The 25,340-nt window shown below is 40.4% G+C and carries 17 protein-coding genes; 5 read left to right on the top strand and 12 right to left on the bottom strand.

Going from position 1 to position 25,340, the window contains the following annotated elements; translation table 11 throughout:
* Positions 1-235: 235 nt before the first annotated feature.
* Together AB1Z56_RS09670 and AB1Z56_RS09665 are read left to right on the top strand one after the other, a co-directional pair.
* Positions 236-1,135: a helix-turn-helix domain-containing protein gene (locus tag AB1Z56_RS09670; RefSeq protein WP_426791903.1), complete on the top strand. Its 900-nt coding sequence runs from the start codon at positions 236-238 to the stop codon at positions 1,133-1,135.
* Between the two features lie 240 nt (positions 1,136-1,375).
* Positions 1,376-1,666, top strand: coding sequence for a DUF6896 domain-containing protein (locus tag AB1Z56_RS09665; protein WP_426792389.1), 291 nt, complete (start codon positions 1,376-1,378; stop codon positions 1,664-1,666).
* A gap of 673 nt (positions 1,667-2,339) precedes the next feature.
* Here AB1Z56_RS09665 and AB1Z56_RS09660 read toward each other — a convergent pair.
* The 3 genes from AB1Z56_RS09660 to AB1Z56_RS09650 all read right to left on the bottom strand — a co-directional run bounded on the left by AB1Z56_RS09660 (position 2,340) and on the right by AB1Z56_RS09650 (position 4,560).
* Positions 2,340-2,660, bottom strand: coding sequence for a hypothetical protein (locus AB1Z56_RS09660; protein WP_426791902.1), 321 nt, complete (start codon positions 2,658-2,660; stop codon positions 2,340-2,342).
* Between the two features lie 136 nt (positions 2,661-2,796).
* Complete coding sequence (locus tag AB1Z56_RS09655) at positions 2,797-3,414, bottom strand: hypothetical protein (RefSeq protein WP_426791901.1); 618 nt, start codon at positions 3,412-3,414, stop codon at positions 2,797-2,799.
* A gap of 759 nt (positions 3,415-4,173) precedes the next feature.
* Positions 4,174-4,560, bottom strand: coding sequence for a VOC family protein (locus AB1Z56_RS09650; protein WP_426791900.1), 387 nt, complete (start codon positions 4,558-4,560; stop codon positions 4,174-4,176).
* Between the two features lie 160 nt (positions 4,561-4,720).
* On the opposite strand from AB1Z56_RS09650, the gene AB1Z56_RS09645 reads away from it, so the two are divergent.
* From AB1Z56_RS09645 to AB1Z56_RS09635, 3 genes are all read left to right on the top strand, one after another.
* Complete coding sequence (locus AB1Z56_RS09645; protein WP_426791899.1) at positions 4,721-5,278, top strand: dihydrofolate reductase family protein; 558 nt, start codon at positions 4,721-4,723, stop codon at positions 5,276-5,278.
* An 841-nt stretch (positions 5,279-6,119) separates the two neighbouring features.
* A complete protein-coding gene (locus AB1Z56_RS09640; RefSeq protein WP_426791898.1) occupies positions 6,120-7,238 on the top strand; it encodes an alginate lyase family protein in 1,119 nt (372 codons plus the stop codon).
* Between the two features lie 69 nt (positions 7,239-7,307).
* Positions 7,308-8,444, top strand: coding sequence for a glycoside hydrolase family 88/105 protein (locus AB1Z56_RS09635; RefSeq protein WP_426792388.1), 1,137 nt, complete (start codon positions 7,308-7,310; stop codon positions 8,442-8,444).
* 63 nt (positions 8,445-8,507) lie between these two features.
* Here AB1Z56_RS09635 and AB1Z56_RS09630 read toward each other — a convergent pair whose 3' ends face one another.
* From AB1Z56_RS09630 to AB1Z56_RS09590, 9 genes are all read right to left on the bottom strand, one after another.
* Positions 8,508-9,821 carry a sialate O-acetylesterase gene (locus AB1Z56_RS09630; RefSeq protein WP_426791897.1) on the bottom strand — a complete coding sequence of 438 codons (1,314 nt, stop codon included), beginning with the start codon at positions 9,819-9,821 and terminating at the stop codon, positions 8,508-8,510.
* Positions 9,822-9,907: 86 nt separating this feature from the next.
* Positions 9,908-11,590, bottom strand: a complete 1,683-nt coding sequence (locus AB1Z56_RS09625; protein WP_426791896.1) for a sodium:solute symporter family protein — start codon at positions 11,588-11,590, stop codon at positions 9,908-9,910.
* A gap of 24 nt (positions 11,591-11,614) precedes the next feature.
* A complete protein-coding gene (locus tag AB1Z56_RS09620) occupies positions 11,615-13,900 on the bottom strand; it encodes an FAD-dependent oxidoreductase (RefSeq protein ID WP_426791895.1) in 2,286 nt (761 codons plus the stop codon).
* A gap of 146 nt (positions 13,901-14,046) precedes the next feature.
* Positions 14,047-15,075, bottom strand: coding sequence for a LacI family DNA-binding transcriptional regulator (locus AB1Z56_RS09615; RefSeq protein WP_426791894.1), 1,029 nt, complete (start codon positions 15,073-15,075; stop codon positions 14,047-14,049).
* Positions 15,076-15,305: 230 nt separating this feature from the next.
* Complete coding sequence (locus AB1Z56_RS09610; protein WP_426791893.1) at positions 15,306-17,054, bottom strand: RagB/SusD family nutrient uptake outer membrane protein; 1,749 nt, start codon at positions 17,052-17,054, stop codon at positions 15,306-15,308.
* A 9-nt stretch (positions 17,055-17,063) separates the two neighbouring features.
* The gene (locus AB1Z56_RS09605) at positions 17,064-20,165 is read right to left on the bottom strand and encodes a SusC/RagA family TonB-linked outer membrane protein (RefSeq protein ID WP_426791892.1); all 3,102 of its coding nucleotides are present in this window, start codon (positions 20,163-20,165) and stop codon (positions 17,064-17,066) included.
* Positions 20,166-20,187: 22 nt separating this feature from the next.
* Positions 20,188-21,882, bottom strand: a complete 1,695-nt coding sequence (locus tag AB1Z56_RS09600; protein ID WP_426791891.1) for a RagB/SusD family nutrient uptake outer membrane protein — start codon at positions 21,880-21,882, stop codon at positions 20,188-20,190.
* 11 nt (positions 21,883-21,893) lie between these two features.
* The gene (locus AB1Z56_RS09595) at positions 21,894-24,704 is read right to left on the bottom strand and encodes a SusC/RagA family TonB-linked outer membrane protein (protein ID WP_426791890.1); all 2,811 of its coding nucleotides are present in this window, start codon (positions 24,702-24,704) and stop codon (positions 21,894-21,896) included.
* Positions 24,705-25,110: 406 nt separating this feature from the next.
* Positions 25,111-25,302, bottom strand: coding sequence for a helix-turn-helix domain-containing protein (locus AB1Z56_RS09590; RefSeq protein WP_426791889.1), 192 nt, complete (start codon positions 25,300-25,302; stop codon positions 25,111-25,113).
* Positions 25,303-25,340 lie beyond the last annotated feature (38 nt).

Raw genomic sequence — 25,340 nt, 5'->3', positions numbered from 1 at the left:
GTAGTGTTGTTACAATTTTTTAAAGGAATCGCTTGTCTAAATCATTTATTGTGTTTCGAATTTTATCTAATTTTTACAAGGTAGTATTGCATTTTTTATTAGTTAACTGTTTTAAATTTAACAACTTGTGTTTTTTTTGGTAAGTGGAATGTTTTCTGAAGCCAAAGAGATCAAGTGTATGAAGCATCTCTTATATTGTAATTTTGGCAACAACTCAAGTAAACATATCTACCACATGAATAGAGTTTCTATGGATTATGATTTATGTCAACGAGTTAAAAATGACGCTTTAACTATGGATGTCAAAATTAATAAGTACAGGAACAATCTTAGCGGTACCAAGAAGTACCCTGTGATCTTAAGTAAGATAGAGGGACCGATTCAAGAGGTAGAATCGATGGAAAGTAATTCCAACCGATTCATTTTGTTACTATGTAACAACGGTCATGGATTACATCGTATAAATTCGATAAATTATGGTATCGGTGCTCATCATGTACACCTTGTTTTTCCCGGGCAAGACCATCAAATGCAGCTTGATGCTACCACAGAAATCTATTCTATTTCAGTGGACTGTAGTTTCTCTTCAGTCTTTTCTACCTCCTTAAAATTTAGTTTTTCTCAATACCAAGACTATCCTGTTATTAAATTATCGTCTAAGAGTCATGCAAATATGCTGGCTGAGTTTGAGTGGATCCATCTGGAACTTTCGACTGGAGATCCAGCATGGGAGATTGTTCGACTGCGGTTAATGATCGTTGGCGAAATCATAAACAAGGAGATTCTGCGTATGTTTAAGCGGGATAAAAGAAGAAAAAATTTGTTGGTTTCTAGATTTATGCAGCTTTTGGATCAGCAATTCAGAGCGGAGAAACATACTGCATTTTATGCAGAAAAGCTGTCCGTAACTCCATCCTATCTGAATATTGCTTGCAAAAAAATACTTTCCTTAACTGCTACCGAAGTTATACAGGAACGGGTCATCGAAGAGGCAAAAAAGGAGCTTAATAATGGTGATTTATCGATCAAAGAAATTGGGATGAATTTAGGATATGCAGATACGTCATATTTTACTCGGTTTTTTCGATTAAAAACAGGTATGGCTCCGAATAGGTTTAGATCTGAGAGACATTAACAAATCATAAACGTTGTATAAGTAATAAATTTCTAAATACGAATCCAGTAAATTTCCATCGTATATTTAATCCCTACTTTTATATAATCTATACTTTTAATTAACGGAGCTTAATTGTTCTTGTTGAATTTACAAACAGGGTTGTAAATAGACAAAATATATAACTCTTCAGCTATAATTTTCAACGTTATTTTGTATCTTAATGCAACATGATTAAGCTAGTATCAGTTCTCTCCAGATATCGAAGAATTTGAGCAAAGGAGCCTTAGGAATCGTTCGGGAGATATTGATGGATTCAATTACGAATTTCATGGTGCAGGTTGCCGTATAGAAATAAATGGTATTGTTTGTGAATTTGATTTTATGCCTACCAATGAATATACCATTAAGTTTTCGTTAGGGGAAATGAGTGAATTTGTTTGTACAAATAAAAAGTATGGTATCCATGAACTAGTGCTATCCGAATTACATGAAGCGCTGTATCCGCTAGTTGAGGATGGGATTCTTGTCATATTGGTTTTAGGGGGGTAGTTTGGGAAGTGTACCAGATTTAAAGGCAACATAAACAATTATTGATCATTTGTAAATGAAATTATTAAAAAGCCATTTTGTATTGATAGGGATGATCATTGCATTGATTCTCATGTTCATTGCAATTTCGGTTTATCCCGGTGGCACCTACCAGAACGAATCCTCGATTGGGTTTGATTGGTCAAAAAATTTTTTTAGTAACTTGTTTGGAGAAAAGGCATTAAACGGAACCGAAAATACCTCTAGATATTGGGCATTTACAGGTATGTTTTTCTATTCGTTAAGCTGTGCTGTTTTTTTTGTTCATATATCAAAAAAAATCCCCAATAGGGCTGCTTCAAACTTTATAAAATATGCCGGAGTACTTACAATGCCTTTTACATTTTTTATAATCTAATATAGATAATATGTATGTTTCCATGAATAATAATACTTTCTATATTGTAATGTCAAATTCTGATGCTGGAGGTGCATACAATATCGTTTGGACAGTTTATAAAGAAACAATTATTAATAGATTTATCAATAGAGATTTCTAATACACTTATAGCTAATATTGAAATTTAAAGATTTTGTTCTTTGGCAACAGGAGTGTGGGAGTGTAATACCAACGGTATCATAGGATTAAAACTAAAAGCGTGAAATCTCTAATGAGGTAATAACAGAAGTTGCTCTAATCCTTCTTGATTTGAGTTTCCACCCCATGAATGGAGTCGACTTTTCTATAAAATTCATTACGCCAATTCTCCCCGTGAATTTGTTCTAAGTAATCTTCTACGACATCGTTATAAATTTCTACTCCCGGTGTTCCCATACCTATGTTAATGGTTTTATAGCCATAAGATTTTCCAAGAGAATCTATTGCTCTATATACATTGCTTGGGATACAGCACAACTGTCCATAGGTATAGAATCTGATTTTACCATTTCTGATATCCTCTTTTGCTGTAAAGTAATTTATTGTACTGTCCAGCCCATAAGCGCTTATAGTCATCCTTATGATGAAAAATAGGGAGAAACCTATAAATATTAGCGCGGTTGAAATTGATGCACGTGTGGCAAATTTTTGTTTGGAAAGTGGCAATATACCGATAATGATTCCAATGGCTATCAGCGACTGTTTCAGGAAATCATTCTCTTGAAAATACCATAGTCACCGTAGAGCGAAAGTTATCCCCAACACCATAGCTTATCTCCTGCTTTAATTTTAATAAGTTTCCATCTACGGATATATCCCACCAGTTTATATCGTCCCTGAGTTCAGGGTAATAGTTTACAAGAGAGTCGACAATACCTGTTGTAGCCTCTCCCCATTTCACTGCCCATGCAGATGGATTAAATGCATTGGTTTCCTTTAGTAGGAGCCGACCTTCATTCAGGCGATAGTAATATTTTCGAAAATAGACTGGTTTTCTGCTCTGTGGGCTTCCATCTTTAATACTTACATCTGCGCCGGTTGGATTCCATTCTATCACACTCGGCGAACCATCTGAACCAATAAAATATGGTATTGTTAACCACAGCGAAGCGCTATCGGGCCCATCAAAGCTCAGATATTTGTAGGGTAGTTTATCTGTTTGAACGCTACTGTTCTCATTCTTGCCGCCAACGGAAAAAGTCGTTTCATAAATGGTCATCTTCCATTTTCCTATCAGGTTGTCCGTCATATCCCGGCCAGAATTTTCTTTTTTGCAGGAAAAAAACAATAAGGGGAAAATGAATAAAATGGTCAATCGGTTTCTCTTCATGGCTTAATCGTCGTTTAAGTTGCTAATTTAACTTTTTTCTAGAAAAGGATCAAAAACACATTGTTTTTGCTGCCGAGATATACTCCCAACCTCATCGAGATTCAAAGGATCAGATGCCACAGATACATCTTCGTCACAAGCCCTAAAGCATGGTCTTATTTCACTAACCTTTCACATTCACCACTACCTGTCGTCGAAGATCGGAGTAGGGGAAGAACGTATTTTTCCCCTATGGCATCTTTCATTGCGTCGCGTTCCGATTGTCTTCCTGCGACAGGAAGATAAGCATAACCGTTCCCTTCGATTGCTAGGACGGGATTCTTCTCAAGTAGCGTTGGCGTATTGATCTTTGGGAGGAAATTCTAGATATGTCCTATTTGGATAGATCATTGAGGGTTGAGAGTACTTTTGGTTAGCCCGATCCTAAGGCAGACCAAATTTATCAGAAGAATTATGATTCACTTCCTGATAACATTGAATTATTAGATAATGACCCTAAAAAATTAAGACTTTTATATAATAGAGTAGCCGAATTTGAATCCTATATTAAAGGTTATAATGCATTTCTTAGGTGGGCAAATGAGGACGCAAAGAAGCTTATAGTAAAAATCCAAAAAGAATATAAGTTTTAGATTAGTTAAACTACCCGTTCTTTCGCTTGAGGATGTTACCATCAAGGGTTCTTATTTTAAATAATGCCTCGTATCATCGGGGATTGAAATGTAAGGGGCGACGTTGTACCGTTCAACTATGTTGATCTTAAATGCTTGTTGTTTTTTTAGCCTTTAGCTGAAATACATTTCCTTCAGAGTCTGTCCCGTCACAAAGCATAAAGTCATAATTTTCAAAGGTTTTTATCTCACGCATGGAAACACCTTTTGAAATTAATTCTTTTCTAGCACTTTCGATATCTATATCAATTTCAAAAACAATTTTTGTGTTGTTGTCGAATTGATGGTTCGGATCAATTGATTTTAAATATTTTTCACCTATCTTATGAAATCCGATATTTACACTTCCTGCATTTAGAAGTACCCAAATATCGTCTTCTTCCAATACCTTAAAGTCAAAGTTCTCAACATAGAATTTTCTAAGATTTTTGACGTTTTGAACATATAGGATCACATCTGAAAATTTGGCTTTCATTTGATCTGTTTTTTAGTAAATCATTAATGGCATGAAAGGAATAAAGATAGTCTAATTTATCTCCGAAATAAGCTATAATTAAATGATATTTATTTCTTTCCCTATGCGAAGCTTCTTGGCAATGTAAAGCTTTAAATTTAAAGCATAAAAGATTAATAGAATGAGAAAAGTAATTGCAGCATTCAATATGACACTTGACGGGTTCTGTGATCATACATCAGGTATTCCCGATGAGGAAATACATAAGCATTATACAGATCTATTAAATGAATCAAGTGTCATTTTATATGGGAGAATAACCTATGAGCTTATGGAATATTGGCGGCCTTATATAAAAAATCCCTCAGGAGAAGAATCAATGGATAACTTTGCATCGGCAATTGACAAAATTCCGAAGGTCATTTTTTCAAATAGCTTGAGAAAACTTGATTGGGATAGTGCCCAGTTAGCAGATGGAGAGCTTATAGATGAAGTATTGAGGCTGAAACACCAAATCGGTAAAGATATTTTAGTTGGGAGTAGAAGTTTAATTATACAGCTGTTGAAGCTTAATCAGATCGACCAATTTCAATTATGCGTTTATCCTGTTGTTGTAGGGCAGGGGTTACCTCTATTTGAAGATATAAGCGATAGGATTGTGTTAAAACTATTAAAAACTAGAACTTTTAGCGGTGGTTCGGTTTTATTATACTATGAGCCAATCAAAGCGATTGACTAAACTTAATGTTGTAATGTAACCTGTGAATGTATTGTTTCCATAGAATTTGGGAAGTTTAAACCTAGGTTTTCAAAAATTATTTTGGTTTCCCGTATATTTTTGAGCAATTAAGAAAAATCTGTTTTCCCATATTTTTTGATGCCATATTCACAAAATATACTTGATAGGATAACTGGCTGGAAAGTTATGCGTCCAATAAAACCTGTCGAATATATTTGATTGACACACTTTCCGTCGGTTATCATGATCTGAATCTTTCCCAAGCGTTTGAAAGTTTTATGGATGGATCTCTCTATTCGCTTCGGGAAGCTTTCTTATATACTAATTTCTTTCAGCGCTTCTTTGTGGGATAGTAATTTAGCTTTTTTTGATTCACCTTACCAGTTTCCATTCTGTCAAGTTGGAAAAAGTGGAGAAGCGCGATGAAAATGCTGTTATAATGATCTTTGAAATGCTCCTTTATTGCTCCTTCATAAGGGGATAACTTTTCATCGTCAAGATACATTGAACACTGATGTGATAGGTTTCCATCGCTGGATAAATGACTTTTTCTATGGTTAATGTTAATATCTTATCACAATTTTTCCGACGATGGATTTAAGTATCATCTTTTTTAAAATCGGTAGTATTTTATCCGTAAGGGTTTCAAAATTGCTGTGACCCTTATAGACAGAGCGTTATTTTTTTCGGGATTCATGAAACCGTTCCCACTATTTGGGAACGGTTTCATGAAAATTAATTGCATCTAGCCATTAGATGTAGCAAGCCTTTGCTGTAATTTAGGATAACCAATACATCTTCTTATAGGAAGATTACAAGACCATTTAAAATATTTAAAGAGATGAAGGTATCCGTAACTAAATGTTTCAAAATAAAATTATTAATTTTTCTCGTGTTGACTATGGTTTCGATTTCAATAGTTGTAGCGCAGTCATCGGTTTTCCATCCAGTGGTTCAGCTGAATTTTGTAAAGTCGAAAATAAGACAAAAACAGGAACCTTATTGGTCTGCTTATCAGGATTTGATTCATTTAGCAGATTCTTTACCAATGAATCATCACGCAATTGAAAACCTAAGTATTCCTGGGTTCTACTCTGATAAGAAGAAACACCGTGAAGTGGCGATGAATCTACAGAAAGATGCCTTTGCAGCCTATAGTGCTGCGTTAGCATTTCGTCTTAATGGGAAAAAGAAATATGCTAAGAAAGCTCTTTATTTTTTAAATGCGTGGGCTGCGATTAACAAAGAATATGATCAGTTGGACGGCTCATTAGTAATGTCCTATGCTGGCTCGGGTTTGATGATTGCTGCTGGACTAATGCAGAATACAAAAGCGTGGAAAGTCGGCGAGCAGCAACAATTTAAACACTGGACACAGAATGTCTTCCAGAAGGCAACCCATAGTATCCGGTCTCGTCATAATAATTCAGGAGATTGGTCACGCTTTTCTGCTCTGCTGGCTGCGGCCTACTTACGTGATACAGCCGATTTTAACGTTACGACCAATCTGATTAAAAATGATCTTTTTGATAAGATTGCTGTGGATGGGCATATGGTTGAGGAAGTGAAGCGAGAAGGTAAAGGGTTATGGTATACTTACTTTTCTCTAGCGCCGTTAACAGCTTCTATGTGGACGATCTTCAATATGACCGGGGAAAATCTATTTTTTGTAGAGCAAAATGGAGCATCCTTATTAGGTGCGCTGCGCTATTTGAGCTACTATACCTTACATCCCGATGAATGGAGGTGGTATAAGAATCCCGATGTGGCTACCCCTAAAACCATTACCGGTTTTTGGCCACCCAATCTTATGGAAGCCATGAAGGATGTTTACCGGGAAGAAGAATTCGAGACTTTTGCCGCCCCTTACAGACCCATCATATTTCAAAAGCATCATTTTGCTTGGACTTTCCCAACATTAATGCCGCTCAATTTTGATCAGTATAAAAGCAAAAACTAGAGGCCATTGGCACTGTTGGAAATCATAGAAGATGTGGTTGTTGGTAAATCTTTAAAATAATATAAATTGATGAAAATAAAGGGTTTTATTGCGTTTAGTATACTCGGGCTTTACCCAGGACTATCAGCTTGCCAGGGATTAGTAAGTAATAAGGATGCACAAAAAGAAGAAGTGATTCACATTGGGAAATATTTGGATCGGGTCGCGTCCTGGCAGTTGGATAGTATTGAACATAAGGGGTTACGTCATGCGGCCCGTGAATGGACGTCTGCGACTTTATTTACCGGTCTGATAGAGATGACGAAGTTGTCAGGTGGAGAACGTTATGCCAGGTATCTCGAGTCGGTAGGAGAGCAGTTTGATTGGAAAATGTATGCGGACAAATATCGGTATTATGCGGACAATTATTGTGTCGGGCAATTGTATACCTGGAAATATAGTCGGGATAAAAACATAGATTACATAGCCGATTTCGCTCGTTTGGCAGATACGTTGGTAGGTCGTCCACATAGTGAATCCTTGGCTTGGAAAAATAATATCGCACTTCGAGAATGGGCTTGGTGCGATGCCTTATTTATGGGCCCTCCAGCACTTTCTGCAATTTATAAGGTGACGGGCAACCTGCAATATCTCGAGTTGGTAGACACGCTTTGGTGGAAGACTACAAGCTATCTTTACAATCCTCAAGAACGCTTGTTCTATAGGGACCAAAGTTACTTTGATAAGAAAGAGAGGAATGGTCAGGATGTTTTTTGGTCTAGGGGAAATGGCTGGGTTTTGGCCGGGTTGGTGCGTGTTTTAAACGATATGCCGAAAGCTTATAAAAGCCGCGCGAGATGGGAGGATCTTTATCGTAGTATGGTACAGCGGATTGCGTCTTTGCAACAGAATGACGGTTATTGGCGGACGAGCCTCTTGGACCCCGAGCGTTACCCCGCAAAAGAAACCAGTGGAACAGCACTATTTACATATGCGATAGCCTGGGGCATCAATAATAAACTTATTCCTTCCAAAGATTATGAGACCGTCGTATGGAAAGGCTGGAAGGCACTCAGTAGTTCGGTGCATCCCGATGGAAAATTAGGTTATGTGCAGCAAGTCGGCGAGGCTCCAGGAGAAGTCAGCTATGGAGATACGGAAATTTACGGTGTAGGGGCCTTTCTGTTGGCGGGTAATGAGTTATTGAAGCTCGCACAAAAAGAATAGTCTAGGGCCAGTGACATGATCAAATTTTCGCGAGGTTGGTATTAAGATTGGTCGTAGGGATTTCTACGGCCAATCATCTGAGCGAAAAGATGCCACAGGAATACCTTCAGTACGATATAGTTCCCCAAAGCACCAGTCATGAAAAGCATACCGCACGGCAATAGGTGCCTGCACGGCAGTTGAAGTAACAGCAATACGGTTATTTTGCAGTACAGCTGTTGCCGGATGAAAGATCTGATCAGCGCCTGCAAGTTCAAACTGGGTTAATGGTTTTCCATAGCTCGTAAGTCCCATAGGACAATGCTTTAATGAAATCAGCACAGTATCATTAAGGATGACGATTTTATCCAAAGTTGGCGTCTGATAAGCTATTCCATGTTTTTGATAGTGGCTACCTAATGCCCAGCTTACCAATCGCTGTGCAACAAACGTTTTATTGGCAGGATGGATATTGTGCATTTCACCTACATCTATCGTAGAAACCATTCCTGCATTCGGTAGGCTATCTTGTGTTTTGAGTTGCATTTCGCGAAGACGAGGTAGTAAAATGCCCTGTCCAGCAGGATATTGCATAGGAGCTATCTCTACATAGTAAAAAGGCCATTCTCCCATATCCCAGCTCTTCCTCCAATCGCGGATCATATTGGTTTGTAATTTGTTGTAGTCATAATAATTATATCGGTTTTGTTCGCCTTGATACCAAATCACGCCAGCAATGCGAAATCCGATGAGTGGGCAGATCATGCCGTGATAAAGATTACCCGGCTGTTGGTGTACCTGCTTTCCGATCGCTCTATTCGGTAATTCTTGCTCTCTTAATGTCATTTCCACAAGCGAAGGCTTCATCCAAGCCTCAATTGCTGAACCGCCCCAAGTGGTTTGAATAATGCCAACAGGAATTTTAAGATGCTGCTGCAGGTACTTTGCAAATTGGTAGCCAAGCGCACTGAATTTGACGACCGAAGTCGCATTTGCTACAGACCAATTTCCCTTTAAATCAAACTCGGCGTTTTCCGCATGTTGTCTTTCTACCTGGAAGAGACGAATTTGATCATTAGGTGACTCCAATAGCATTTCTGTCGCATGAAGAATAGGCTGGCCGTAATAACCTTTCATGGGGATGTCCATATTGGATTGACCTGAACATATCCAAACTTCACCGATCAATACATTATGCAATGTAAGTGTCTTTTCTTGTTGTATCTGAATTTTATAGGGACCACCGGCTTTTGGCGTTTCCACCCATAGTGACCAATTCCCCGCTTGATCTTTGTATGTTTGATATCTCTTTCCATCCCAGGAAGTTTGTATCTGTATTTTCTTTTTTGACGTACTCTTACCCCAAATCTTGACCTTACTTGATTGTTGTAATACCATATTATCTGCAAAAAAATGCGGTATTGTTAAACTTGCGAAGCTTAGTTGGCAAGAGATTAAACTATATATAAAAGCAAGAATGTATTTCATGTATTGAGCTTTCTATTACGCGTGAGTTTTGCTATAAATCCAGCAATGATCAAGACAGCCAGTCCGACAGCCATGACCATATACGAGAACTGCGTAGTCAATGCGCCGAGAACGATGATGCCGATCCCGACTACCGCCATAGAAGCGGCGATAACCCTAATTCCAAATTGATTCTGTTGCTCGGTATCGGTATGTTTTTTATGGTTTTTGGGGGTAATAGAATCGCTATCTTGGTTTGTCATAGGGACTAGTATATGTGGCGCTATCTGACCGGTTGAAAGATAATACAATTCAAATATGGATAATATGAGAATTGGAATTCCCATGCCAAATATAGTTTCCAGGGTTAAATTGAGCTTCCATCCCAAGGTGTCTGGAGCAATTGTTTTTAAAAATAGATTTACGACCAAAGAAATGATCGTAGCGCAGACGACCGAAAGTCCAGTTTGTCTTTTTGAAAATAAGCTCCAAATAATGGGAGCGAAGAGGGCACCACCGGCAATGGATGCAGTACTCAGTACCACATTGACGATCCCTCCGGCGGAAGGTATCCACATGGCAATCAGAATTGTGCCTATACCAAAGATCAAGGTAAATAATCTTGCTACTGCGATAACCGATTTTTCAGAAGCTTCAGGTCTGATGAGATTCTTGTAGATGTCTTGTGCAAATACTGTTGCTGCCATATTGATTGTGGTGTTAGCTTTACTTGACGTTGCCGATACCATGCCTGCCAGAACCAAACCGATAAGCCCCGCAGGCATTACTTTTTGGATAAGCATCATGTAAGCATCTTCTACCTCCAGTCCTGCTAGATTGGGGTTAATAATGCGATAGATCATAGGCGGAAGCATCCAAATCAGCGGACATATAAAATATAAGATGCTAAAAATACCCGATACTTTTTTTGAGCCTTTGGCTGTGGCCACACTGGTGTACCGTTGCACATAGGACCAGTTTCCGCCGAGATAAAATGTTTGGTATACAATAAAGGCTAACATGAAGCCAAAGGTATATTCTTCATTAAAAGGTTTGAAAAAATCTTTGGGTGCCTCGCTAACCAATGTATGAAAGCCGCCAATTTCATTGAAAGCAATCGGAATCACAATGACTACTGCGGCCGACAATATAACGAATTGAACTACATCAGTTACCAAGACTGCCCATAATCCACCGGCAGCGGTATACAAAATAATAATTAGTCCAATGATTACAATACATAAATTAACGGGCAGATCGGCAGCAACGTGAACCATCTTTCCTACGGGATAGAGGACCGCGGCTGTAGTGAACAAGCTTAATAACAAAGTCATATAGGTGTAAAACTGCTTTTCCTTCTGACCAAAACGTTTCCCTATATACTCTGCCCCAGTTGCCACACCTGTTTTTTTCCATCTTGAGGCGATAAAGAGGGTTACAAGCAGACCGCTAATAGCCATGGTCAGCTGGATGGCATTTGCGATTAATCCATGTCTGTAAGCTATCGATCCCCAGACAACAAATGTGCCTGCGGAAAAATAACTAATAAAAAGAGATAGTCCATTGATCCACCAGGGTGTTTCACCCCCTGCCTCAAAAAAAGCTTGTCCGGTCTTACTTCCTACACGCGTAAAAGTAAGACCAATGCCAAAAATCAACAGGCTAAAAATGCCCATCACGATATAGTCTAACTGTATCATACTATAATTCTTTTAAAAGATCATTTATTTTTTTCCGAAACAACGTATACCAAATAGTGATGCCGGTACATGATCCGACGGGTGCAGCATTTGTATACTAATACGTTCAGTAAGTATCGGTTCGGCTAAGGTAATACGATTTAATGTCCTGAAGTTGTCAGACGTTGAATATATGATCTCACCTGAGGAATCTTTGATAGTATATGCGCGCACACAGAAAGGCATTATGTTTTCTGGATGACTCATCAATACTGACTCCATGGCATGGTCAAAGTCTGTGTCAAACCAAAGGTCGATTTGTGTGATATCCTGCGGGCTATCCCAATTAAGTACAAGGGTAGGTGTTTTGTCTTTAGGGTCTGCAACCCAGGCATTTGTAGAAGATACTGGTCTGTTAATTCCATTCTTTAGTTGAATACTTGCAAAAGTATCTATTTGCTGTTCGAAAGCCACCGCAATGTTTTGTCCATTGGGTCTGCGCTGTGGGCACCAGAATTCAAATTCGTCTACACCTACACCGGTTATTGGTATTTGCTTTCCGTTGTTAGATACAGCTTTGTTAAAAGAGTTAAATACGGACAAGACGCCTGTTACACGTTGATCTGTATAGCCCAATTGTATGTTAGGGTTAGCTTGGAAAGTCAAAAAGACATATCCATCGGAAAGTAATAGCGTATCAAAATCAATGTCGACCGAAGTCGTTCCCTTAGTAAGTGGAATCGTACGTGTCGTAAGGGTAATGTCTGGAGTGAAATTTCCGGCTTTCTCCGATATTCGTATTGAAGTTTCCAATACGGTGTCTTGCATTACTTTCAGGGCGACATGGAAAAGTGGAAGTTTTCCTTTTTTCATGGGAAGCAATTGCGCTGATGGTATAGTCAGCGGCTTCCATAGACTGACGCGATCGAAACCAGTAAATTGCAATTCACTGGAAGTACTGATGTGTGCCTGGAGAGCAAGATCCTTCTCATCGTGTAAGGCCATTGAGGGAATATGCTGGCCTTCTGCCATTAGGCGTTGTTGTAGGTTATGCATGTTATTGTCCAAAGTCAGTTGCCGTGGCGACACTTGTAGCTCTTTGCAGAGTGCGGCTGCCATCCCCACTGCTTGACCGACATAAGCGCAGGTCGCCATTACGCGCGTGGCGCCAAAAGCCACATGGCTTACACTAATTATACGCCCTGTCAGAAATAGATTACGGATGTTTTTGCTATATAGACTTCTGTAAGGGATATCGAATATTCCTTTGCTATGCCATTGATTACAGCCTGGTAATTCACTATAGACTCCGTCGGCTGGGTGCAAGTCGATTGACCAACCGCCATATGCAACTGCATCTGGATGTTGACGTTGTTCAATAAGATCCTGTTGTATCATCATATAGTCGCCTTCAAAGCGCCTACTTTCACGTTTTCCAGGTATCATTCCTACCCATTCTAAGGTGAGTGTTTCTGCTTCCGGAAAATTTCCGGAGTTTTTAATATAATTCCATACGCCATAGATGATTTTCCATAATTCCCATTTGATCGTTTCTGTATCGTGCACTGTATCCAAGCGCCCCCCATACTCCACCCACCATAGTTTACAGCCATGCTCGTTCGCTTTAAACTGCTTGAATCGTGGTATTTGACTGATATCCTTCAGAGCGAACGCTGGAGGGGTGAAAGAAACAGGCATCCCTGTATCCTTTGTATAGAAATATAAGGAATGGCCTAATAATTCGCCATATTCTTTACTTGGCGCCATCCCTTCACCAAATTCCTCCTTACTTTCAGCACCCATACGGAATGCAGCCCCTGCTAGAAATCCTACGATACCATCGCCAGAAGCATCGCAAAATAATGGTGCATGAAATGTGTATTGGGTCGAATTCTGGCTACAGAAAGCATGTATACACTCTATTTGGTCTGCAGCGGATTTTTCGATACTATATACAGCTGTGTTTAAGAAAAGTTGGATGTTTTCTTCCTGATTTATTTTATCAATCAGGATCATGTCCAAGATGATTGGGTTGCCTTGCGGATTGCGATAGGTATTTTCAACTAAAATTTCGTCGATGACACCACCCTCCCTGGACCAGCGATTGTTGTTTCCCATGTGTGAGGTGGCACCCAACATCCAAAGACGAACTTCGCTGGAGGCATTGCCACCTAGAATGGGTCTATCCTGTATCAGGATTACTTTTAAACCTTGACGTGCTGCGGTAATGGCGGTACATATACCCGACATACCTCCACCTGTCACGATCAGATCGCCATTGCACTGAATATGATGTAGATTTCTTTTTTCTAGTGTATTGTTTGTGATCATGGATAAAATTGGGATTAAGTGCTATAATTCGTTAGATCAAATTTATCCAATCTATGGGTAGGAGCTGGTGTGGTTTGTTATAAAATTTCCATGGGAACGCTCCCTATATTTGGGAACGCTCCCGTTTTAGTTGCTGTTTTTGGGAATTATTCGCTGGATCGTACAGTCGATTCACGTACCATGAGCTTGGCTTCCATCGTACGGATTATCGGCTTCCATTCTTCGATATTTTTTCCAATTAGCCCCAATAAGAGTTCCATTGCTGTTTTACCTATTTCCCGTACAGGCTGTGCCACTGTAGTGAGGCTAGGTTCGGCAAAGCTCGAACCGTAGTTGTCACTGAATCCGACTACAGCAATATCTTCAGGGATACGTTTATTCATTTTTTTGATTATCTGCATAGCTTCTATCGCTGTGGGATCATTCACAGCAAAAATACCGTCTATGGGGTTATCGAGTTCAACCAGAAATTTGACAAATATTTTGATCTTATTTAAGCTGAGGTCTGAGTCAATAATCAGATCCTGATCGATAGGAATGCCATGTTTGGTCAAGGCATCACAATATCCATTGAGCCTTTTTTGGCTAATGCTGAGCTGTTTGGGACCCGCTAAGTGTGCAATTCGTCGTCTTCCTAGGCTGATAAGGTGCTCTACCGCATTGTATGAGGCATCATAATCGTTGACGACAACCTTGGGTACCATAATTTCATTACAAACTCTATTGAAGAATACAATGGGAATTTTTTTGCGAATAAATACTTTCCAGTGATCATAATTCAATGTTTCCTTTGTCAATGATACCATTACGCCGTCCACACGATTGGCCAGCATGACCTTAGCATTGGCGACCTCTGTTGCGTAGCTTTCATTACATTGCGATATTAGTACAGAATAACCATGTTTGCTGGCCTCTTCCTGTGCACCAACGACTACTTGTGGGAAGAATGAGGTAGAGAATTCAGGTAAGACAATACCGATCGTGTTGGTTTTGTTGGTGATGAGACTTAGTGATTGCATATTGCGTTGATAATCTAATTTCTCAGCCAGTTCCAAGATTTTTTGACGCGTTTCTGCCTTTACATTAGCATGCCCCGTGAGGGCGCGGGATACTGTGGATTTTGAAATATTTAGTTCGTTGGCAATATCAACAATAGTTATCTGATCACTTTTCATAGAAATAAGCGTTGGTTTCGATTTATAATGAGCAATTAAAAATAAGATATGTTTATGAGAAAGCGAATACTTTTTAATTTTTAGATTTTCTAATAATTAGGACGGTATGCTAGTTGGGGCCTAGTGTAAAAACGATAGCATCCTGTAAATCTTTTGGAGATTTTTTAATGAAGTAAAGGTGCGAATAGCAACAGTCGCACCTTTACCGCTGTAGATAGCCGGAATTATTGTCAATAACCAGGATTTTGTCGCATAAGCGGCATTTTTTGAATTTCACTTAATGGAATTGGTAAAAGGTACATTGCTTTCCTAAAGTTTAATGGACGTAAGGCCGAACCGACGAGATAAGTAAAAGTATTATCATTGCGTGTAATAATAATTGTTTTATTAAAGCCTTTCAGCACATTTTCGGCAATCATCCAGCGACGGATATCATTAAAACGATGATCTTCAAAAGCTAGTTCGATACGTCTTTCATTTTGAATGACCACCCGCATTTGCTCTACATTCATACCTGCCTTCAAGCCATATAGGTGGTCTGCACCAGCTAATATTCCGGCTCTTTCACGTAATTCCTTAAGCTTGTCATAGGCGCGGTCCGGAAAGCCCGCTTCATTGATTGCTTCGGCATAGTTGAGTAGTATTTCTGCATAGCGAATCAGGGGCCAGCCGCGCTCGGTAGATCCTGCGGTATTGGTCGCTAAATTCTCATCCAGCATTTTTCTGCTGTAATAGCCTGTGGAGTAATTATTGGGCGTATATGCATCGTTTGTAGAATTAACCGGATTTGAACCGCTACTCATATAGGTATAGATGGTTGTCTTGGGGCCTGTATTGGATACATAAGATAATCCATTATAAATAACGGAATAGTCGAAACGCGGATCCCGATTGGCATAGGGGTTGTTGGGATCATATAGCGTACTTTCATCAGTAGGTTTACCATCTCGCATGGGAAATGCAGCGATCAAATTGTGCGTAGGTTTCATCACTGAGCTGCCCGAACGAGTGGGAGGTAAATAGTAAGCCTCCAGCTCTTTCTGTGTTGACCGATTGTAGGCAAGGATATACTCGCTGTTCATTCGTTTTAGAAACACTTGATAAAAACCGTTGCCTGGGCGTGTATCGTTATCGACGTTTAAAGCATATTTATGGCTGTTGATCACAGCTTCAGCGGCCGTTGCAGCAACTTGCCAACGATTTTTGTCGTAGTTTGGGTAGCCGACCAGGCTACTGAGTTCTGCCGGGGTATCACTTAGTCCACCGTTAAAGAGGGGGCTCGCTGCATAAAGTAATACCCGTGATTTTAGGGCCATGCAGGCACCGTTCGTTATACGACCAAAGTCTATATCCTTGTACACCACCGGCGCAAGAGTCTGTGCTGCTGCATCCAGTTCTTGTACAATGTAATTGATCGATTCTTCAAAAGTATTACGTGGAAGGTCAATAAGATCATTGATTTCAAAGACGCGATCTCCTACGAGTGGAATACCACCAAAAACCGACACCATGTTATAATAATAAAAAGCACGTAGAAAGCGTGCTTCTGCAACCATTCTTGTCCGGGTGGCAGGAGTAAAGGGGGCATTGGGAAGCTTTGTTAAGAGTAAATTTACACGACGGATATTGGTATAAGGGGTATTCCACAGATCCTTATTCGCTGCAAAGCCTGTGAGTACATTGCTAGGAGCTATTACACCCTGAGCATAAGCATTTCCCCAGACCGAGACGTTATTGTTACCTTCGGCATTATCGGTAGCCAATTCCATATTACCAGCGCCACCAGCTGCTGAGAAACGATAGGGATCAAAGCTGAAGCCCATATCCTGATAAATCCGATTAAGAAAACCAAGCGTTCGAACGCTGTCGGTAAATACATCTTCAGCAGAAATACCTACAGTTTTATCATCCAAAAATTTAGAATTTTGACAAGAGTACAATGTGCTTGTCAATACGATTAGAAATATAAATATCTTCATGATTGTGCTTTAAAAAGTTACATTTAAACCTAAGTTGAAAATACGCGTAGGGGGGTAGGGTAGGTCTGCTGATGACTCCAGCACTTCCGGGTCCAAATTGTACAGTTTGTCGAGCTTTGTCCATGTAAATAAATTATAGCCACTGCTATAGACGCGTAATTGTTTTACTTTCAGTTTTTGAAGTACATTCCCAGTTAGTGTATAGCTGATCTCCGCGGTCTTAAGACGAATGTAATCACCTGGTATAGCCCAGAAGTCCGAATACCAATCTCTTGGGCTTTGGCTTAGCGCACTTGTATATACTTGTGGGTATTTGGCGTTATTCCCTAATTCTGGTGTCCAATGTTGCAGGTGTATGGGGAGTGCTTTACTGGCGTTGTGATGTATAACAGCACCTTCGGCACTAGCGACAAAGTTGGCTGCTCCCTGAAAGAGAACTGTAATATTAAAATTTTTGTAACCAGCACCCAATGTAATGCCATAGGTTGTATTAGGCAGATTTGTATAGCCAAAATAAGATTGATCGCTCGCGTTGATGATGCCATCCCCATTTAAATCTTTGTATTTTAAATCTCCCGGGCGACCGCCTGCGGGTTTGGCTACATTAGGATCCGCAATTTCTTCGGAGGTATAAAACTCTCCTGTCCAGCTGTATTTTAGTTTGGCTCCAATCGCTTGGCCGGTTTGTTTTTGATAAGGGTATAAAGGTACTGGTTCGTCCCTAAACAACACTTTATTTTTCGCTAACGAATAGGTTCCTTTTACAGTGTATCGCCAATTGTCCTGAATTTTGCCTGTATAGCCTAATTCAACTTCCCAGCCTTTATTATTGGTTTTTCCTAAGTTTACATTAGGCAAGGTTTGGCCGAATACAGCAGAAACAGCCCCTCTGCTGGTCAGGATATCAAATCGATTGTTGTCAAAATAGTCAATGGTTGCTGTCAGCTTGCGATTAAAAAAAGCTAGATCTAGACCGATATCCATTTTCTTTTCTTTCTCCCAGGTTACTTGATTATTTCCCAAGGCGCCCTCGACAGCGGTAACATAGCTGTTGTTGTTGGCTTCACCAAATAAGCCCGAACCGCTACCAATGCTGTAGTTTTGAAGATAGGCATATACGCCACCGGTATTGTCAACGCCGGTTAGACCATAGGAGCCACGCAACTTGAAGATATCAATAAACGGAAGTTTTTGCTTAACAAAGTTTTCTTCCGCGATATTCCATCCGATGGAGGCTGCAGGGAAGAAGCCAAATCGGCGTTCTTTCGCAAATCGATCGGATCCATTATAGGCACCGCTCAGCTCGAGTAGATATCTGTTCTTGAAGTCGTAACCTATACGGGCAGTATAGCCTCGGAAATTCTCCGGAATAAAATTATAATCTTTTGCGCCTGTTGCGCTTTTACTATTCTGGTTGTATAATATCAGTGCGGATATATGGTGTGTCTGTGCGAAGCTACGGCTATAATTCAGCATGGCTTGAAGGGTGATCGCATAATTGGTACTGCCAGCACCATAGTTTAAGGTTGGAGTTGCGATGCGATAGACGTTGTCCTGACGTCCGAACGAATAGGAATCGGTTGCCGGATCGTAGATATAGGACGGGAAACCGCCGCCCGCAGTAGGTCGCTGTAAAGAACGGTTGTAAGCGTAGTCGTTACGATAAGCTAATGTTCCTTTGAAAGATAGCCCTTGTGTAATAAAATTCAGTTTCTGGTTTGCGGAGGCTGCCAGATTCATATTATTATTGTGTGTACGATAATAACCGTTGTACATCAGCCGACCGATGAGATTGTTGTTATTTCTACCCGAGGAATTTCTCTGCCATACGCTGTAACCTAAACTACCATCTGGATTGAATAGGGGATAATTATAAGGAGCGGTCTCTGCAGTACGACCCAAGTCGCTGAAAATATTATCGTTAGCACTAGCGTTGTTGCGGTTGGTCTCACCTAGACTACCAAAGAAATCAAACCGTACATCAAGGTCATCATTAACTTTTAAATCTATATTTGAACGATAATTATATCGTTTATAATAAAATTTACTGTTCAAGTCTTCGCTGAAGTCCTTTAGTTGTCCTCCTTGGTTCAGGTAGCCTACAGATACATAATATCTGGCGCGGTCGGTACCGCCGGTTACATTCAGTGTATTCGTAGACTGTGGTGCGAATTTGCGCAATAGGATATCCGTCCAATCATTATCGGGATGCGTATAAGGGGAAGTTCCATCTTTGAACAACTGAAGGTCTTCTTCCGAAAATTGCGGTTTAAAATTTGCGTTTGGATTCAAGTTATTTGTGTTGACCTGAGACTCGACCAGGAGTTTGGCTGATTCGTAGGCATTCAAATACCGGGGTGTCCGGGTCAATTGACTCAGCGCATATTCCGTCTGGAAATTGATTTGAGGCTTGCCCGACTTTCCCCGTGTTGTTGTCACTAAGATAACGCCATTGGCACCTTTGATCCCGTAAATGGAGGTTGTTGCAGCATCCTTAAGGATGCTGATTGATTCGACTTCATTTGCATTTAACGTTTGGAATTGTGTGTAGGTGAATTCGATGTCATCCACAATAATAAGCGGTTGGTTGTTACCCGTGTAAGAACTGGTCCCACGGACATAGAAAGTGGCACCATCGTTTCCGGGTTGTCCAGAGCGTTGTTGGCTGGTAAAACCTGTTAAACGGCCCGCTAATGTGTTTTGTAAGCTAGGTGATGGGCTTTGCCGGATTTCTTCGCCACTAATCGAGCTAACAGATCCTGTCAGCGTCTTTTTAGTGGTTTTGCCATAACCCACCACGACCACTTCATCGATTTCCTGCTCGCGAGGTATCAATTGGATGGTAATCGTTTTCTTTCCCTGTACGTCGACCTCCTGGCGTAAATAGCCGAGGTGGTTGACTACAATCGTCCCAGTGCTAATATTTATTTTAAAGTGACCATTTTCATCCGTGCGGGTTTGGTGTGTTGTCACATTTTTCTCCGTAATCGTTACATCTTTTAGCGGACCACTGCTTCCTCGAACGGTGCCAGTCAGCAGCCTTTCCTGACCGAATGCGGTTGAGCAAGTGATCGCGGTTAGGCCAATCAGATAATATGCTAAGTTTTTCATTTTAGAGTTCATGTCTTTTGGATTAATAATAGCCCTCATTTTGGATCAACGCGGTATTTTTAGACGTTTCGCTATAAGGGAGAGGCATATAATAGTACTTCGTCTCGAAATGAAACGGTGCCAGCATTTGTTCAGTTGCGGTTACGGTTGCCTCTGATTGATGCAGCACAAGACCTTTGAGGGTATTTTTGATATCTCCAGCATCCTTCCAACGTCTGATATCCCAGAAGCGATGTTCCTCGAATGCCAGTTCGATGCGTCTTTCATTTTTGATGAGGTCACGCATTGCGGTTTGTGCGATCCCTTCCGAGATACCATAGCGACTATTGTTGCCCGGTTTAATACCAGCCCGTGTCCGTATCAAGATGATCTGTTTGACTGCATCTTCTGTACGACCGACTTCGTTTAGCGCTTCGGCGTAACTTAGTAAGACCTCAGCGTAACGGAAATAGGGGAAATTATGACTTTGATTTGCATAAGTAGTGGAGTTTGTGAAATCACCCAAGAATTTGCGTAAGTAATACGAGGTCTTGGTTTGGTTTAAGAAAGGCTTATTGGGTTTATCCAAGCCACCTTCAAATGTTTCAATCGGCCTACTCAACCAACGGACACCATTGTAAAAGAGAATAGCTTTTAACCGGGGATCTCGATTTTCATATTGAGTGAGATCAGTAGTTGAACCAGCATATGATAAACCTGTCTCCGTCGGGAAGGCATTGACAAAGTTTTGTGTAGGGCTTGTTCTACCATTGCTTGCCGCAGGTGCTACATAACCTACCGGTGCATTATTTGCTTCTAGCGAAGTGGAATTAGCCGACTGTTTGGCGAAGATAATATCTGTATTTACCTTGGTTGTAAAGATATTTGCATAAGCTGTGGAACCTGTGCCAGCAGGTAATTTATGATACCCTTTAGCAATTAGCTCTTCAGCGATTGAAATGACCCGTGTCCAACGCCCGTTGTTTTTGTCTGGATAGCCATTAAGTAGCTTGATTTGTGGATCGATACTAATACTACCACCGTTAAAAAGAGGGCTAGCTGCATAGAGGTATAACCTCAGTTTTAGCGCTAAAGATGCTTCATTTGTCACACGTCCATATTCGGTGGTGGTGAGCAGTGCCGAAGAAGCTGCGGGTAGATCATCTTTGATCGCCGTACACTCATTGGCGATATAATCCACACATTCAGCATAGGAGGCCCGGGGGATATTCAGGTCATCGGTTAGTTCGAATACCTGATCGCCCAATAATGGAATCCCTCCGTAGCGCTTCAACAACTCAAAATATGCAAATGCCCTAAGAAACCTCGCTTCGGCTTTATAGCGACGGATCATATTTTCGGGAATCGGTACCACGGATATATTTTGTAAGAATATATTCGCCCGACGAATAATTGTGTAGCTATTCTGCCAGTTGTTGTCCGGGTAATTGACAGCAGTTAACTGGCCATTTGTAAATAGTTTAATATCCGATGTTTCGGAAGATGATACAGCATCATCGGTTGCTGCGTCGAGCATATCGCCCGTTATGCGGTTGAATCCATTAGGGAGAAAGGAGTAAATTCCAAATAAATAGGCCTTTGCCTGTACCCCCTCCTTGTCTGTCGGATCGAATACGTCCCCAAGCAGAATCCGTTCTTCTGGTTGTTGTTCAAATTTGTTGCAAGATGCTATCCCGAGCATGGCACAGGTTAGCACACAAATTACTGTTTTTCTCATATCTCCCTGTATTATAGTTGGATGTTTAGACCGAAACTGATGACTTTCTGTATGGGGTACAGACCACGGAAATTTTCTGGATCGGCACCATTGAATGTGTTTGAGCTGAATGTGTGTAGATTAAAACCATTTGCGAAAATCCGAGCTGATTTGATCTTTGCCCGTTGGGTCAATGTCGTTGGTAAAGTATATCCTAGCTCGATATTGCGTATACGTAGGTAGTTGCCACTGCGTAACCAAAAGGTTGAATAAACATTATTGTTAACAGCACCGCTCTGTGGCCCTGAACTGGTGCTAAGTCGCGGATAGCTGCCACCGGGATTGTCTAGGGTCCAACGATCGAGGTGGGTGTCGTAAGCCTGACCGGTACCGCCGTTAAATTCCCTGTAACTATTGCCTGAAAGATAGACTTCCCGATTTATCATGCCCTGAAATAAGATTGAAAAGTCGATGTTGGCGACACTAAAACCTAAATTCACACCCAGTAAGATTTGTGGTTTCTCGGAACCTATAGGACCCTGATCATATTGGTTGATCACACCATCACCATTCAGGTCTCGGTAACGAATATCTCCTAACTGAGGTGTATACCCTTCAACTGTTGGCGACGATTGTAATTCTGTATCATTCCTATACAATCCTTCTGCTATATATCCTATGGTTTGTCCAACGGGATGACCTGAGGAGGACATCCAAGAATAGGCCAGTGGAGGTTCGGCTTCGTAAACCATTTTCGATTTTTGGAAGCTGGCATTTAGCAAGGCATGATAGGTGAGTTTGGAGGTGTGATCGCGCCATCCCAATTCGGTCTCAAATCCCGTGTAGTCTTGTTTGCCAATATTTTCATTAGGATAGCTGATGCCCAACAGAGTATTATTACTTTTGCGTGTAATATTGAGGTCGCGATACTTATTTTTATAGTAAGTTAGTTCAAAAATAAGCCGGTCGTTAAGGAGAGCGCCATCGATACCTAGGTTTAACATGTTAACTTTGGCCCAGGTTGGGTTGGCGCTGGCCAAATAAGACTCACCTATAGTTCCTGCCGAACCCGCAGTCGATCCGAAAAATGTCTCAGGAGTTCCATTATAACTTTGTATATAGGTATAATAATTCGCATTGTCACGACCTAATGAACCATATGATCCAAAAAGCTTCATCCGGCTTATCCACTTTGAGTCTTTAAGGAAGTTTTCACGATGTATATTCCAACCTAAGCCAATAGCAGGGAATGTGCCGTATTTGAATCCACCGTCAGTTGGATAGCGATTGGCACCATTCACAGCAAAAGATACTTCTGCTAGGTAGCGGTTGTCATAGTGGTAAGCAGCATGACCTGAGATACCCTGTATGGTATAAGGTAGGTCTGAGCCATTTACCAGATTGTCCCGATTAGCTAACAGGATGAGGTCTATCCCGTGCTTTTCGGTCTCACTGGAATAACCTACTGAAAGTTCCTGAAAATTAGATCTATTCTGAAATGCAATATTATTGCTGTTATTTTGCTCTGTATTGTTACCATACTGTTTATATATAGGGCCTTCGACATCATTGTTTACTAGCTGAAATACAGCAAATGACTTATTCCGCACGTAGTTTTCACGTAGATTCGAAAAAAATGAAGCTCTTGCTTTTAGCCATAAACCTTTCACTACATCATCCAAAGAACGTTTTAAGTAGAAATCTGTTAATACGGTACGAGTATTAGCTACAGCATAACCCGATGCGATTGTTTGCGCTAATATATTATTCTGAAACGTTGAAGAACCACTATAGGTTCCATCTAAGTTATAGATCGGGTATGCGCTATTGGGGGTATTCAAAATCGATTGAAAAATATTGTCGGTACCGTCATTACCTGGGCTATTGGCATTCAATATTCGTCCTTGGATATACACTCCTGCCTCCAGCAAATCGGATAGTTTGACGTCTACATTCGAACGGACAAAATAACCTTTAGCGTTGGTATTGGTGTTATAATTGTTTTTAGCATCGGTTTTCAGGAACCCATTTTGACTGAAATGTTCGAGATTGACGAAGTATTTGACGTATTTATTGCCTCCTCGGGTATTCAGATTATACCGTGCAACAGCAGCGTTATTTTCCATTACCTGTTCAGGCCAACGGACATTTGGATAGACCAATGGATCATTCCCATCTTTAAAGCTCGCTAGGGCAGTTTCACTAAAACCATTGTTTTTGACGGAAAGTCCATCATTTTTTAATGCTTCATTGTACAATAGGGCATATCGATAGGCATCCAATGGTTTTCCGATTAAGTTCTGTAATGGTTTTTGGATACCGTATTGAGCCGAGAAATTAATCTGTGTCCTATCGGTGTACCCTTTTTTTGTGACAATAGATATAGCACCGTCTGCACCGCGGATTCCCAGCATTGCTAGGGAGACAGCATCTTTCAACACGGAAATAGATTCGATCTCCTGCATACCGATTTCTGTTACGGAACGAGGGATGCCATCGATTAAGATAATCGGCGTCCGGCCCCTGAGTTGATAGCTTACATCTTCATTAAGGGGCTGCCCATTGCTTTGGTTAACTTTTAGACCTGGCAATTGTCCCGCCAAGGAAGTAAGGTAGCCAAATGTGGGTGTTGTGGCAATTGCATTGCCTGATAACTTGGATACTGAAGCTGTGGAGTGTTGCTTAGGTGTCTTGAAATAGATTAATTGATGGATCTTACTGATAGAATCTTGCTCTAGAGTTTTCTCTAAAGAGACATCTTGCTGCGCATAGCTCCACAAGGGAAAACAAAAGAGCATAGCATAAGCGGTCTTAGATTTAAGCAAACTTTTTAATTCTAACATACCTGATTGGTTTAAAATTGGTCTCTTAATATTGTTGAGCATCACGAATTTAGCTACCTACGGTTAAAGCTATTTAACCATACTCTTATTCTCACTGTTATTATAAAATAAGGCTCGTAGGTCTATTATATTCGGTTAGTCAATATCCAAAGATATTATAGTTGAACTCGGAAAGGTTTGCTGGATTGGTTTTTTTTTTAATGAAACCGTTCCCAAATTTTGGGAACGGTTTCATGATACAAAAGATCGACTTTGATATTAGCGAGCATCCAGGTTGGGGATAATGAAAGGTGGTAGTTTAAGACAAGGATGTTGAATTTCATTTAAATATAACAGGGAATTCTGTCATTTTGTTACTTATATCATTTCAGAACATTTATGAGTGTTGTTTTCAGTAAAATTGGTTTCAAAATTTAAGAGGGGAGATATCTATTAAATCTTTAAAAAGCCGCTGAAAAGATTGTGGATACTCGAAACCTAATGAATATGCAATTTCACTTATGGGAAGATTGGTTGTTGATAATAGTATTTTAGCTTTTTCAATAATCTTGTTTTGTAGATGCTGCTGGGTTGTCTGTCCGGTAAGCGTACGGAGCATGTCGGTAGGTCAGTATTACCAAATTTACCTAATTACCA

It is taken from the genome of Sphingobacterium sp. WOUb80, from assembly GCF_050058145.1.
GTDB lineage: Bacteria > Bacteroidota > Bacteroidia > Sphingobacteriales > Sphingobacteriaceae > Sphingobacterium.
The sequence above is the reverse complement of the archived record's forward strand: the minus strand, read 5'-3'. Positions and strand labels throughout refer to the sequence as shown.